Here is a 13,325-nt window from a genome sequence, read left to right on the forward strand (position 1 = left end):
AACCGTTTACTATACATTTGTTTCCTGCATAGCAGCGAATTCATCCTCAGAAATAAGGACATCTCTTGGCTTCGTTCCTCTTGCTTCAGAAATAATTCCTTGCGATTGCATCTCTTCAATGAGACGTGCTGCGCGATTATAACCAATGCGGAATTTTCGCTGTACAGAAGATGTGGACGCTCCCCCTTGTTCTACAACAAATTGACATGCTTCGAAGAACAATTCGTCTTCCGACTCAGCTTGTTCTGTTTTCGCTAATAAATCCTCTTGCTTAAATAAGTAATTCGGCTTCATTTGCTTTTTCACATGATCAACTGTCTTTTCAATCTCATCATCCGATACATATACACCTTGTACACGAACAGGCTTAGATGTACCGTTCCCTAAGAATAACATATCACCACGGCCAAGTAATTTCTCCGCGCCACCAATATCGATAATCGTACGCGAATCAACTTGAGATGATACAGTAAACGCAATACGCGTTGGAATGTTTGACTTAATTAAACCTGTAATAACATCTACAGATGGACGCTGCGTCGCTACTAATAAATGAATACCACAAGCACGTGCTTTTTGCGCAATACGACAAATCGCTTCTTCAACATCACCAGGTGCTACCATCATTAAGTCGGCTAACTCGTCAATGACAATAACGATATAAGGTAATGTTTCTCCCGGAATTTCTCGCTCACTTACAATCGTATTATAACGAGTTAAATCACGAGCACCTGCGTGCGCAAACAATTCATAACGACGTTCCATTTCCTCAACTGCCCATTTTAATGCAGCTGTTGCTGCTTTTACATCCGTAATAACAGGTGCTACAAGATGTGGAACAGAATTGTATGGTGCAAGCTCAACCATCTTCGGATCAATTAACATTAACTTCACTTCATGTGGTTTCGCTTTATATAAAATACTCGTTAAAATCGCGTTAATACACACACTTTTACCTGAACCCGTTGCACCCGCAATAAGTCCGTGCGGCATTTTTCGAATATCCGTTACAATTGGATCCCCTGAAATATCAAGTCCAAGCGCAACAGTAAGCGGTGATTCACTCTTTGTGAATACAGGACTTCTTAAAATTTCGCGAAGAAATACTGGCTTACTTTCTTTATTTGGAACTTCAATTCCAATCGCACTCTTCCCTGGAATCGGTGCTTCAATACGAATATCTTTCGCAGCTAAGCTTAACTTAATATCATCACTTAAATTTGTAATTTTATTTACTTTCACACCTGGGTCTGGCTGCACCTCAAAACGAGTGACTGCCGGACCTTGCGATACATTAATAACATGTGCTCCAACGTGAAAATTATTAAACGTTGTATCTAATAATTCTTTCTGCTCCTCTAACCATTCTGTATTATCTAACGCTGATTGCTGTGGAATCGACAACAGCGCTAATGGCGGAACAGTGTATGTCGGTGGTGTGTGCAATACATTTCGCATATCGTTCTCTCTTTGATTTACAACATATGCTTTCTCTTGTACTTCCGTACTTGAAATTGGCTTTTGTACTTGCTCTACCACTACTTGCTGTATTGGTTGTTCTTCCACTTGTGGCTCTGCTACTACTTGCTGCACTGGGTGCTCTTCCACTTGTGGTTCTGCTACTACTTGCTGCACTGGGCGTTCTTCCACTTGTGGTTCTGCTACTACTTGCTGCACTGGGCGTTCTTCCACTTGTGGTTCTGCTACTACTTGCTGCACTAGGTGCTCTTCCACTTGTGGTTCTGCTACTACTTGCTGCACTGAGTGCTCTTCCACTTGTGGTTCTGCTACCTCTTGCTGCACTGGCTTATTCTCTACTCGTACATTAGCAGAAGGCTGCATTGCATTTGCTCTAGCTGCATGTCTTTCCATTAATCGTGTTCTATCTTGTTTCAACATAACAACATTAAATGGTACATGACGCTTTTTCTCACGTTTTGGTTCTTCTTTTTGTACAAGCGGTTGTTCTTCTGCGACTGGTGTTTCCTCGGCAACTGGTTGTTCTTCTACAACTGATTGCTCTTCTACGACCGGTGCTTCTTCTACAACTCGTTGCTCTTCTGCGACTAGTGTTTCCTCGGCAACTGGTTGTTCTTCTACAACTGATTGCTCTTCTACGACCGGTGCTTCTTCTACAACTTGTTGCTCTTCTGCGACTGGCGCTTCTTCTACAACTGGTTGTTCTTCTGCAATTAAAACATCCGCAAAGCTTTGAACATCTTTCTTCGTTTGTTCATCAGCCTCAGCAACATGTATGAATTCACTCTTTTGTTCAATTGCTTCATCTTCTTGCTGAATTTCCTCAAGTGCTACAAATGTCTCTACTACAGGCGCGTTTATTTCTGCAATTACTTCAGCTTCTTCTGACTCTTCTGCTTCCGCAATTACTTCCACTTCTTCTGACTCTTCTACTTCCGCAATTACTTCAGCTTCTTCTGACTCTTCTGCTTCCGCAATTACTTCTACTTCTTCTGACTCTTCTGTTTCTGTAATTACTTCCACTTCTTCTGACTCTTCTGTTTCTGTAATTACTTCCACTTCTTCTAGCTCTTCTGTTTCCGCAATTACTTCTACTTCTTCTAGCTCTTCTGTTTCTGTAATTACTTCTACTTCTTCTGACTCTTCCGCTTCTGCAATTACTTCCACTTCTTCTGACTCTTCTGCTTCCGCAATTACTTCCACTTCTTCTGACTCTTCTGCTTCCGCAATTACTTCAGCTTCTTCTGACTCTTCTGTTTCTGTAATTACTTCCACTTCTTCAGGTGCCTCTGTTTCCATAACTACTTCTTCAAACTCTTCCGTTTCTGCAATTACTTCTACTTTTGACACTTCTTCTGGTATTTCCACAATGATTGTTTCTTCAAGTTTTTCTTCTGCTTTGACAATCACTGATTCTTCTGGAGCTTGCTTTTCTACTTCAATAGTAGGTTGTTTTATTTCTGTATTACGTTTAATTTCTTCTGATAATATTGTATCCTCGTGCTCTACTTTAGAAGCTACTAATTCTTCTTGTAGATTGTTTTCGTTTAACACCACTACATCTTTTTCTAGCTTAGCACTTTCCATCTGCTCAGCTACTGTTTTATGAAGTAATTCATCCGCTGAAACTTCCTGCGGTGTACTCATTTCTTGAATCACTTCTTTTTCTTCTACTAAAGGCACTTGGCGTTCAATTTCATAACCGTTTTTCTCTAGCCATTGATCAACTACTGACTTTTCTTCCTTTTTATTCTCTTCATATTGTTGCTCCCCTTGCTGGTTAGCAGCTCTATGACTAGAAGAAGTTGGTGCTTGTCCTTCTGAGAAATCAGATAATGTATATCCTTTTTTCTCTAACCATGCATCAACGACTGATTTACCCTCTACAGATATTTCAAGGTCTTCTCTTTCCTTTACTTCCTCCTGCTTTTCTTCCTTTTTCTCTACTGAAGGACGATTATATCCATAAATTGGCGAAATCATTTCTGTTGGACGAAATGGTCTACGGTTACTCTCTTGCGAAGGTACAGATGCCTTTTTAACGACAGACTCCCGCACCGGTTCATATTGCACTTCCGGCTCTTCATATGTAGAAACTACCTTTTCCACATACGGTCGTCTGCTTCTTTCCACCTTTATTCCTCTTTGGGCAGTCGGTTCTTCATATGTTACTCCTTGAACAGGTTGTTCTTCGAAGCGATTTACTTCGCTTTCATCCTCTTCATCGAACCCATTATCCGGTACTAAAGGAAAACGGCATTTACCTGCATTCCTACTTGCCATTTGTGCTTCTCTTGCTTCAGTGTAGTGGTTTACACGAGGAATTTTCGGCTGACTTTCAATTTGCTTTGGTACTTCTTTATTCATCGCTGTTTGTTCTTCCTCTTTGTTAAACAGCTTTTTCATCCAATCTAACATGCTTACCACTCTTTCTACTAAATAGTAACATCCTTTATTGTATCAGCATTCGGCAAAAAGTGCAGGTAAAATTAAGCATGTCATATTTATCCACAATATTCTAATTTACGAGTGTTTCATATGAAAAAACGCAGCCTTTCATATAAGACTGCGCTTAAGCTTTACTCTTCTGATATGCATCTATGCTATCCGTTACACTTTGCAATAAAGAATTTACATATTGCGGGTCAGATAATTTTTTATCTTCTTCATGGTTTGACATAAACCCAAGTTCTAATAACACACCAGGAACCTTTGCCCAATTAAATCCAGAAAGATCATCCCGAAATTTAATTCCATTTACTTTTACTTGCTGGTTCTCCCTCATTTTATTTACAATCATTTGAGAGATTTGAAGACTTTCCGCATAAATCTCTTTCGTATACGGACTTCCTTCTGCCGGCGTCAATACAGCGAATCCACTTTGGTTTGGATTTTCAGAACCATCTGCATGAAGACGTAAAAATAAATTAGCCTTATGATTATTTGCGAATGTCGCCCTTTCTTTATTACTTATATCAACGTCTTGTGATGTTCTCGTCATTAATACTTGTATCCCTTTTGCTTCAAGCTTTTCTTTTAATAAAAAAGCCATTTCTAATACAAGTACAGCCTCTCTTTTTTTCGTCACAACACCAGTTGTACCATCTGTCACTTTATATTTTTGCGTCGCTGCCCCTGGCCCAATCGGCTCTAAATTTAAATTCGCTTTTTGTTGATGCCCTGGATCAATAACAACGAGAAACTTTCCTTGTTTTTCATTACTCTCTACTTTTTGTTCATTATTTTGCACTGGTTGCTCAGCCGGCTGCACTGGCGTAGTTTCTTCTTTCTTTTCATCAGATGATACTTCCTCTTGCTTATGTTCTACTTGCTCATTCGTTTGAATTGCTTGCGATTCTTCGTTCTTTTCTTGTTCTTGCTGCTTTTCTACCGGTGCGTCTTCTTTGGTATCTTTGTTTTTCTCTTGTATAGAAGATGTAGTTTCTTTTTTCGGCTGCCCTTGTGAACAACCGGCCATATATATTCCAATGAATGCAATCATGCTCATTATTTTTATATACTTCATACTTCTCTCCCATCACTTTGCACCGGATTCAAAGTTTTTCTTATAATTGCCCTATAATCTCATCTATATTTCCAATATAAACTGGTTGCCATTTTTCTGTACCACGTTCTGCAGTATAAAGCGGATAAGCGTCATCATCTATATTTACGAAAACTGGATCGCCCATATCCGTTTCATATCCAATTGTAATCCATTCTTCTTTCCATTTTCCGTGTTCTTCACTTATTAATGAATTTTTATGTTTATCGTATCGGTAACCGATTTGTCCTTTTTCTAATTCACTTTCACTAAACAAATATATTTCATAAGTACCTAGCTCAACATCTTGCTGTTTTGAAGTTTCAATTCGTTTTAGAAGTTCTGCGATTTTTGGTTGCTGTTTCATACTTCTATCCCCTTCTACTTTTCTAAATTTTAACTAGTTTGTTTATAAAATACAATATAGATTTTAAGAAAAAAGGTGACATCCTTATCATATTAACAATTTTTTGAATATATCTATCACTACTCTCAATATATCAACGATTTTTTAAATATATCTATCACTATTCTCAATATATCAACGATTCAGCATGAAATTTCGAATTACCAACAATGAATGTAAAAAAAGAGAGGCTGTCCAAAAGGACAACCTCTCTTTTCTTATATCAATTAAAATTTGAACTCTTGTCCAACTTCAAAGCTATCTTCTAATACAAGAATACCTTTCTCTTGTGGAGCGTCTGGAAGCTCTAATTCACGTGCTGAACAAATCATTCCAGCAGAAGGAACTCCTCGAAGCTCAGCTGGCTTGATTAACATACCGCTTGGCATTACAGCACCAATTTTTGCAACGACAACTTTTTGTCCTGCATCAACGTTTGGTGCACCACATACGATTTGTAATGTTTCTGTACCGATTTCTACTTTACAGATGTTTAGCTTGTCAGCATTTGGATGCTTTTCTTTTTCAGCTACATAGCCTACAACAAATTTCGGAGAAAGATCTGCTTCTACTGTTTCTTCAAAGCCATTCTTCGCTAAAATTTTGTTGATTTTCTCTACAAGCTCTTTCGTTAATGTAAGGTTGCCTGTTTCTTTTACTTCTAAGTAAGAAGATGCATTAAAGATGTTGAATCCTGCTGTCTCGTTGCTTTCACGATCGTATACGCGTGCAACATCTCCTTTGCGATCAAAAGTACGGTTCTCTAAAGTAATATCTTGTAAGGCAACAATTAAAGTGTCACCAATTCCTTCAAGGTTGTAAAAAACGTTCACTTCGTTCATCCTTTCTCTTTTCCATCTGTCTTCTTCCGATTTTTCGCTAAAATAAAGATTGGTTCAAATTCTCCATCTTCATATACGAATGAAAGTGATGTAATCGGAACATGCCCTTCGGCAAAAAATTTCATTGTCATTTGTGCAATAATATCATAACCGATTTCGTTGACGATATCAGCAATAATTAATACATCTTGGTGAGGAACAGCAACAACCATGTCACCAGAAATCTTTTCACGCATCGATTGTAGTAACGATTCGTTTAAAATACGAGTCGCGTCATACCCATCATTTGTGTTTAAAAAGTAGAATGTATTACCCGCTACTGTGTCTTGTTTAAATTCATAACCTAATGAGCGTGCGTTGAATAATGCCATTTCACGCACTTGCTGTTCTGTAAGTTCTAATTTTTGTAATAGACGCTCATCAATTAGTCGATACGTTTTATTCGAATCTAACGCATAGTAAATACGTGTTTCCGCCGTATGATCCGTCATAATAAACGGATTTCCTTCTTCTGCTTGTTTCGGGAAAGAAGTAGAGCGAATAACAGGTAAAATTTTCGCTCCGCTATTTTCTTCTTTATGCATCGCAATTAGCGCTTCTTGTACGTAATAAGCAACTTCTTCAATTGCCTTTTCTTTGTTCACTTCCCATTTTGCCACAACTCCTGGAAGCGATACGTTAATACCTTTTTTGGAGTCTTTTTGTTCAATACGTAAAACTTCTTTCTCACTATCATACTGAAAGTCCCATTCTGGGCGAGATAATTTCTTTATTAACTCATCTTTCATCTTTTTACTTGTCATCTTCATCTCTTTTTTCCTCCCTTCCAAAAAAATAACCTCCCCCGCGAAGGTAGAGGTTGTTTTACAATTCAATTGGCAAATTGCCTTATTTTAAACCTTCAATGAACTCTTCGATTTGTTCTTGTGTTTTACGATCTTTGTTTACATAGCGACCAGTTTCTTCACCTTTATTGTACGCTACAAAGCTCGGAATGCCAAATACGTCTAATTTTACACATAGATCAATAAACTCATCGCGATCTACATAGTAAAATGAGAAATCACTATATTTCTCTTCTACTTCTGGCATAAATGGATCTACAAAGCGGCAGTCTGGGCACCATTCTGCTGAGAACATAAAGACTACATTCTCTTCATTTTTTAACTGTTGGAATTGCTCCATGCTTTCTAATGACTTCATCTATATTTCCTCCTCTAACGAGTGCATTTTTCATGTTATAATCTTTCTTTTATACTACCATACATCGCGCATGGTGCAAGGTTTATGCTTGCTTTTTGTCATACTTATATTGCCCAACTAACAACTTAACAACGTGTACAAATAATTCCGTACGATCGACATAATCCTCTGTAAAAATACCGATCGCACCTTCGTGACTACGAATATCTTTTCGCTGCACAAACTCTTCCATCACTTCGCTTAATTCCTTACCATCTTCAAGAGGTGCTAAAAAATCGTCTGGTAATGTAATACGCGCTCCTCCGGCCACAAATACTTTCCCATCACTTGTTGCTAGCGCGCCCCAGTTACACATAAATAAACCGTGCTCCGTTTTCATTACGCCGCCTTCTAGCCCAATACCAATTGGAGCTTCTCCTTCCTCTAGCGCTCGCTTCGCTCTATTAATCGCTCCTTGCATCGTCTCTTCATCTGAGAAAGGCTGAGCTGATACTCCTGACGGAACAGAAAGAGATGTAATTTCAGCATCTTTCCAAACCTTCTCCACAGCGCCAACCTTCGTTTTATTCTTTGATCCAACTACTACTTTCATTTCGTTCACCTCTATAAAAATTCTTCATTCTATTCTAATATCCGCTTCGGCACGAATTAAGTACCAACCACTATCACATACCACCAGGGAATCCCTTCTACCTATAAAAGAAGGTGGCTTTCCACAATATTACTGGTCCTAGACACAAAAACAGGCTTCCTCTTTCTTCCTACGCGCGGTCTTCACACATCATTCGAGCATCCATTAGGCACTGACCGCCACCACACACCGCTGGGTCATCTCTCCTACCTAAAAAAAGAAAGAGCTTTTAGCCCTTTCTTCTACGCGTTATTCTTAATTGTCTCTAACGTCGTTTTATCTGTTGTTCTTACAAGCTTCGTAATTAATTCTTTCGCCGCTGCATAATCATCAACATGTAAAATTGAAGCATGTGTATGAACGTAGCGTGCACAAACACCAATTACTGCTGATGGGATACCAGAGTTACTTGTATGTACACGGCCCGCATCTGTACCACCTTGTGAAATAAAGTATTGGTACGGAATGTTGTTTGTTTCTGCTGTATCTAAAATGAATTCGCGTATTCCTCTATGTGTTACCATCGTGCGATCGTAAATACGAAGAAGAGCACCTTTTCCTAATTGACCGAACTGTGTTTTGTCACCAGATGCATCGTTTGCTGGACTTGCATCAAGCGCATAGAAAATGTCTGGTTGAATCATATTTGCAGCTGTTTGCGCTCCGCGGAGGCCTACTTCTTCTTGTACAGTAGCACCAGAATATAATGTATTTGGTAATGTTTCATCTTTTAATTCTTTTAACAATTCGATTGCAAGACCACATCCGTAACGGTTGTCCCAAGCTTTCGCCATAATTTTCTTCTCATTTGCCATCGGTGTGAATGGGCAAATCGGCACGATTTGTTGTCCTGGTTTTACACCAATTTCAATCGCATCTTCATAACTATCTGCACCTATATCAATTAACATATTTTTTATATCCATCGGTTTTGCACGTTGCGCGTCACTTAATAAATGAGGAGGAATAGAACCAACAACCCCAATAACAGGACCATTCTTCGTCATAACTTGTACACGCTGTGCTAATAGAACTTGACTCCACCATCCGCCTAACGTTTGAAAACGAAGCATTCCGTTTTTCGTAATTTGCGTAATCATGAAACCTACTTCATCCATATGACCTGCTACAAGAACACGCGGGCCAGTTTCGTCCCCTTTTTTCAGACCAAATACGCTACCTAAACCGTCTTGTACAATTTCATCCGCATATTTGCTTAATTCTTGTTTCATAAAACGGCGTACATCATGTTCAAAACCTGATGCGCCTTGTAATTCTGTTAACGTACGAAATAATTGTAATGTCTCTTTATTCACGAAGTCCCCTTCTTTCAAACCTTAGTAGAATACCTCTTTTATTGTAACGAAATTTTCGAAATGTTTCTAGTTTCTTCTTTTTTAGCTGTATTTGCTTTATAATTATTATCGGTACACTATTTTTATTTTATAGAATTGAGGTGAATATATGAGCTGGAAAGGTTTAGTAGCAGGTCTTGGCGTTGGGTTCGCAGCTGGTTATCTCGTTGCAAACAAGGTACAAGAACAATCCCATATTTCTTCAGAAAAAGCATTGAAAATGGTGAAACAAGCATTAAGTCATAAAGGTGAAATTACTGGCTCTTGGGTACATATGGTTCCAGAGACATTTGAAAAATATGATGTCGCATATGAAGTTTATCGCGGCGGTCTTACGACAATGTTAAATGATATACAAGAACGATTTGAATTTTTAGTTGATGCTAAAACAGGTACTGTTTTAGAGGTTATAGCAGCATAAAAAGGAGGGTTCCCATTAGGTGAACCTCTTATTTTTTTGAAATTGCGGGTATTGATTAAAATTATATCAGCGATTTTCCGAATATATCGGCGCAGCTCAATTTATATCAGCGATTTCCCAATTATATCGGCGCAACTCAATTTATATCAGCGATTTCCCAATTATATCGGCGCAACTCAATTTATATCAGCGATTTCCCAATTATATCGGCGCAGCTCAATTTATATCAGCGATTTCCCAATTATATCGGCGCAACTCAATTTATATCAGCGATTTCCCAATTATATCAGCGTTTGTTTAAATATATCGACTTACCGACAAAACCCGACAATAAAAAAGAGGCTGCTCCAATAAATATGATGGAACAACCTCCTATTTTTATGCTTCTATACTCGTTTTCCGTTCTACTTTTTCTACGATATGCCCTTCCTCATTCCACTTCACAGCGCGATAATATGCGTCATGGTAAAACGTAAACCATGCCTCTTTTTCAGCACCATACTTCATCCACTTTTGTTTATTTTCAATCGAGGTCATCGGATAATCGTCGTATGCCATTACCCATAATACATTTTGATGTGCGTGCGTCGGTAATAGGTCTGCTAAATGAAGCATCGTTTCCCCATGGCTTTCTAAAGCAATAACTGCATGTCCATCACTATGACCACCTGTATGCACCATTTTTATTTCATCTGTAATTTCTATTTCTTGCTGGAACGTAACAACTTGATCTACAATCGGCTCCCAATTTTCCTTCCAATATGTATTACGGGATCTAATATTTGGGTTCCTCATTTCATTCCACTCTGTTTCACTTACGTAAACTTTCGCGTTCGGAAACGCTGGTACAAGGTGATCACCTTCCCATTTTGTTAAACCAGATGCATGATCAAAATGAAGGTGCGTCATTAAAACATAGTGAATATCTTCTGGCTTTAATCCTAGTTTTTCTAATGATTCATAAACCGATGATTCTTCTGTTACACCTTGATTCCGCTTCATCTTCTCATTCAATTTACCGTTTCCTATTCCTGAATCAATGAGCATATTTCCATCTTTCGTTTGTAAAAGTAACGGATCTGTTCGTAAGTAAATATGATTTGTGTCATTATGTTTATATTTACGTGACCAAAGTACTTTCGGCACAACACCAAACATTGCCCCTCCATCTAAATGTGTATTTCCGCCTTTTAACCACGTTACTTTTATATCTCCAATTTGTAACTGTTCCATTACACATCCCCCTTTCAATTAATCTTAACATAAAATTCTGATTATTTTAGATATAAAAAACCTATGCATTACTGCATAGGCTCTGTACGATATTTTGCTTCAACTCGGTAAATACGATGACCTTTACTAGAGAATTTCTCTTCGTATTCAGTCATGATGTTACCTTCAAAGTCGCTGTTATGAAGATCTAAGCTTAAGTAAGTTAGTAACATACCATACTCAGCCATACTCATAAGAGAATATTCAAATAAACCTTGGTTATCTGTTTTGAAATGAATTTCTCCACCTTCTACTAACACTTCTTCGTAATTACGTAAAAACGTTTTATACGTTAAACGACGCTTCGTATGACGCTTCTTTGGCCATGGATCTGAGAAGTTTAAATAAACGCGATCAATCTCACCTTTTGCAAAGAAAACTGTTAAATCTTCAGCATCTTTATTAATTAACTTTAAGTTTGGCACTTCTTCTTCAATTAATTTATCAAGTGCATCTACAACAACACTTGTGAATTTTTCAATTCCAATATAATTAATATGTGGATTCGCTTTTGCCATATCATACATAAAGCGGCCACGACCTGTACCTACTTCAATATGAATTGGTTGTTCATTTCCAAATACTTCTTTCCAGTTACCAGCGCGCTCCTCTGGGTTTCCGATTACGATATGTGAATACTCGTTAATTCGATCCATTGCATATGGTTTATGTCTTAAACGCATAGATGTCTCCCTCTCTTTACAAAACTATTTTAAAGGAATAATTCCTTCTTTCTTTTTTTAATCAATCTACCAAACAAAAAACCAAGTACGTACGAGCACTCGGTCCGTTTCTTTCAAGTATAAGATGTACCATTTTGATAAAAACTACATACAGCATTAAACATTCCATGACGAAACAGCTTTTTCTCTTACATTTGAAGAGAAAAACAATCGAAAGGATGATCCGTTCATGCCAATTAATCAACAACATCAATTAGAAGTGCTGAAAGATATTTTAGTCAACCACCAAAGTGATTGCTGCGGGACAGTTTCAGAATGCGAGCAATTAGAGCGCCTCATTCAATCGTTACTCGCAAACGATAATATAAGTAGTGACGCTAAAACAATGCTAAACGATGTATATTCTTATAGTCAATCGGGTAAATCTTCCTCTAATTTGGACAACCATATTTCCAATAATCAAGAACAACTCACTCAGTGGATTGCTGGAATGGACAATTTTTCTTAAGTATTATTCTGAAGCAAGTAGTTGCTGTAAATATTGATGCCAATATTCAGCTTCTGCTTGCTGTTTTTTTGTTGTATGCCATTGAATAGACAAAATCGTTTGTGCTATCACATACCATCTCATACGCCTAAGCAGCGATTCATCCATTTCAATATCATAATAACCGAGCCACTCACTCCACTCCTGGCGCGGAATGTACCAATATAATAACATACCGAGGTCTAGAGCTGGGTCAGCAATTACAGCTCCATCCCAATCAATTAAAAACAATTCATCTTCATCCGACAATAGCCAGTTGTTATGGTTTACATCACAATGGCATACAACGAATTCATTGTATTCAATAGCTTTTAATGAATCCATTAAATATTGAAGGCCTTGCTGAATTGTTTCATCATCCCTTATATCTCCTCTTAAAACGAGTTGCAGTTGTTGTAATAACTCTTGTGCGTGAAGCGGCTGCTTCCCAAGTCTTTGAATCATCTGTACAAGCGCTTTAGAGGAGTGTATTTTCTTCAAAAGTTTCGCAACACGTTCTAGTTTCATATCCTCTGGCTCTAGCTTCTGTCCCGGAAGCCATTTTTGAGCAGAAATTACATCACCATTCGTTACCCTTCTTGTCCAAAGTAATTTTGGAACAATTCCTTCTGCTGACAATACCGCTAAAAAGGGCGATGTATTCCGCTTTAAAAATAACTTCTGTTGTCCGTTTTGCGCAATATATGCATCGCCCGTTACTCCACCAGCCGGTACAAGACTCCACTCTTTTCCTAATAATTGTTCCAACCATTCCATATTCATTACCCGTTAACAAATCCTTATCTTTTATAGTTATGAAAAGAAAAACCGCAACATTTCTACACATGTTGTGGATTCATATATTTTACTGTAAATGAAAAGAAAAATTAGCCTAAGCCAAAAATCCTCTATTTTATTTTACAAAACCTGTCATAGAATGACAACTTATCAAAATCGTCACCT

General features: G+C 38.0%; 13 protein-coding genes. 2 read left to right on the forward strand and 11 right to left on the reverse strand.

All coding sequences use genetic code 11. The features are described 5' to 3' along the window. Positions 1 to 9 precede the first annotated feature (9 nt). The 8 genes from GBN78_RS00725 to GBN78_RS00760 all read right to left on the reverse strand — a co-directional run bounded on the left by GBN78_RS00725 (position 10) and on the right by GBN78_RS00760 (position 9,421). Positions 10 to 3,897, reverse strand: a complete 3,888-nt coding sequence (locus tag GBN78_RS00725; RefSeq protein WP_128267152.1) for a DNA translocase FtsK — start codon at positions 3,895 to 3,897, stop codon at positions 10 to 12. Between the two features lie 154 nt (positions 3,898 to 4,051). Beyond that, entirely contained in the window at positions 4,052 to 5,005 is a 954-nt protein-coding gene (locus tag GBN78_RS00730; protein WP_000874056.1) for an N-acetylmuramoyl-L-alanine amidase, read from the reverse strand. 40 nt (positions 5,006 to 5,045) lie between these two features. After that, positions 5,046 to 5,390 carry a hypothetical protein gene (locus tag GBN78_RS00735; RefSeq protein ID WP_000813343.1) on the reverse strand — a complete coding sequence of 115 codons (345 nt, stop codon included), beginning with the start codon at positions 5,388 to 5,390 and terminating at the stop codon, positions 5,046 to 5,048. 266 nt (positions 5,391 to 5,656) lie between these two features. Beyond that, complete coding sequence (gene ytpR / locus GBN78_RS00740; protein WP_152126872.1) at positions 5,657 to 6,271, reverse strand: YtpR family tRNA-binding protein; 615 nt, start codon at positions 6,269 to 6,271, stop codon at positions 5,657 to 5,659. Further along, positions 6,268 to 7,080: a DUF1444 domain-containing protein gene (locus GBN78_RS00745; protein ID WP_000784588.1), complete on the reverse strand. Its 813-nt coding sequence runs from the start codon at positions 7,078 to 7,080 to the stop codon at positions 6,268 to 6,270. Before GBN78_RS00745 ends, ytpR begins: the two co-directional genes overlap by 4 nt. Positions 7,081 to 7,159: 79 nt before the next feature. Continuing rightward, positions 7,160 to 7,474: a thioredoxin family protein gene (locus tag GBN78_RS00750; RefSeq protein ID WP_000838193.1), complete on the reverse strand. Its 315-nt coding sequence runs from the start codon at positions 7,472 to 7,474 to the stop codon at positions 7,160 to 7,162. An 82-nt stretch (positions 7,475 to 7,556) separates the two neighbouring features. Then, the gene (locus tag GBN78_RS00755; protein ID WP_047386993.1) at positions 7,557 to 8,066 is read right to left on the reverse strand and encodes a DUF84 family protein; all 510 of its coding nucleotides are present in this window, start codon (positions 8,064 to 8,066) and stop codon (positions 7,557 to 7,559) included. Between the two features lie 281 nt (positions 8,067 to 8,347). Further along, on the reverse strand, positions 8,348 to 9,421 hold the full coding sequence (locus GBN78_RS00760) for a M42 family metallopeptidase (RefSeq protein ID WP_001031507.1): 1,074 nt from the start codon (positions 9,419 to 9,421) through the stop codon (positions 8,348 to 8,350). Positions 9,422 to 9,569: 148 nt separating this feature from the next. On the opposite strand from GBN78_RS00760, the gene GBN78_RS00765 reads away from it, so the two are divergent. Next, the gene (locus GBN78_RS00765; protein ID WP_000118543.1) at positions 9,570 to 9,881 is read left to right on the forward strand and encodes a PepSY domain-containing protein; all 312 of its coding nucleotides are present in this window, start codon (positions 9,570 to 9,572) and stop codon (positions 9,879 to 9,881) included. A 378-nt stretch (positions 9,882 to 10,259) separates the two neighbouring features. Here the strand turns inward: GBN78_RS00765 and GBN78_RS00770 are convergent, their stop codons facing one another. Both GBN78_RS00770 and trmB read right to left on the reverse strand, forming a co-directional pair. Beyond that, positions 10,260 to 11,114 carry a YtnP family quorum-quenching lactonase gene (locus GBN78_RS00770; RefSeq protein WP_000436862.1) on the reverse strand — a complete coding sequence of 285 codons (855 nt, stop codon included), beginning with the start codon at positions 11,112 to 11,114 and terminating at the stop codon, positions 10,260 to 10,262. 68 nt (positions 11,115 to 11,182) lie between these two features. Next, entirely contained in the window at positions 11,183 to 11,836 is a 654-nt protein-coding gene (gene trmB / locus GBN78_RS00775) for a tRNA (guanosine(46)-N7)-methyltransferase TrmB (RefSeq protein ID WP_001239383.1), read from the reverse strand. Positions 11,837 to 12,065: 229 nt separating this feature from the next. Between trmB and GBN78_RS00780 the strand changes: the two genes are divergently transcribed. Beyond that, positions 12,066 to 12,344 carry a YtzH-like family protein gene (locus tag GBN78_RS00780; protein ID WP_001122235.1) on the forward strand — a complete coding sequence of 93 codons (279 nt, stop codon included), beginning with the start codon at positions 12,066 to 12,068 and terminating at the stop codon, positions 12,342 to 12,344. Between the two features lie 3 nt (positions 12,345 to 12,347). On the opposite strand, the gene GBN78_RS00785 is transcribed toward GBN78_RS00780, so the two are convergent. After that, positions 12,348 to 13,145 carry a phosphotransferase family protein gene (locus tag GBN78_RS00785; RefSeq protein WP_001986674.1) on the reverse strand — a complete coding sequence of 266 codons (798 nt, stop codon included), beginning with the start codon at positions 13,143 to 13,145 and terminating at the stop codon, positions 12,348 to 12,350. Positions 13,146 to 13,325: the final 180 nt, after the last annotated feature.

Origin of the sequence: Bacillus sp. B2-WWTP-C-10-Post-4 (genome assembly GCF_009183805.1) — a bacterium.
GTDB classification, from domain to species: Bacteria; Bacillota; Bacilli; order Bacillales; family Bacillaceae_G; genus Bacillus_A; species Bacillus_A cereus.

What these genes read in the sequence shown, in the direction of transcription:
- GBN78_RS00785 (WP_001986674.1), bottom strand. Translation starts at nt 13,145, where the DNA reads ATGAATATGGAATGGTTGGAACAATTATTAGGAAAAGAGTGGAGTCTT.
- ytpR (WP_152126872.1), bottom strand. Translation starts at nt 6,271, where the DNA reads ATGAACGAAGTGAACGTTTTTTACAACCTTGAAGGAATTGGTGACACT.
- GBN78_RS00770 (WP_000436862.1), bottom strand. Translation starts at nt 11,114, where the DNA reads ATGGAACAGTTACAAATTGGAGATATAAAAGTAACGTGGTTAAAAGGC.
- trmB (WP_001239383.1), bottom strand. Translation starts at nt 11,836, where the DNA reads ATGCGTTTAAGACATAAACCATATGCAATGGATCGAATTAACGAGTAT.
- GBN78_RS00780 (WP_001122235.1), top strand. Translation starts at nt 12,066, where the DNA reads ATGCCAATTAATCAACAACATCAATTAGAAGTGCTGAAAGATATTTTA.
- GBN78_RS00730 (WP_000874056.1), bottom strand. Translation starts at nt 5,005, where the DNA reads ATGAAGTATATAAAAATAATGAGCATGATTGCATTCATTGGAATATAT.
- GBN78_RS00755 (WP_047386993.1), bottom strand. Translation starts at nt 8,066, where the DNA reads ATGAAAGTAGTAGTTGGATCAAAGAATAAAACGAAGGTTGGCGCTGTG.
- GBN78_RS00735 (WP_000813343.1), bottom strand. Translation starts at nt 5,390, where the DNA reads ATGAAACAGCAACCAAAAATCGCAGAACTTCTAAAACGAATTGAAACT.
- GBN78_RS00725 (WP_128267152.1), bottom strand. Translation starts at nt 3,897, where the DNA reads ATGTTAGATTGGATGAAAAAGCTGTTTAACAAAGAGGAAGAACAAACA.
- GBN78_RS00745 (WP_000784588.1), bottom strand. Translation starts at nt 7,080, where the DNA reads ATGAAGATGACAAGTAAAAAGATGAAAGATGAGTTAATAAAGAAATTA.
- GBN78_RS00765 (WP_000118543.1), top strand. Translation starts at nt 9,570, where the DNA reads ATGAGCTGGAAAGGTTTAGTAGCAGGTCTTGGCGTTGGGTTCGCAGCT.
- GBN78_RS00750 (WP_000838193.1), bottom strand. Translation starts at nt 7,474, where the DNA reads ATGAAGTCATTAGAAAGCATGGAGCAATTCCAACAGTTAAAAAATGAA.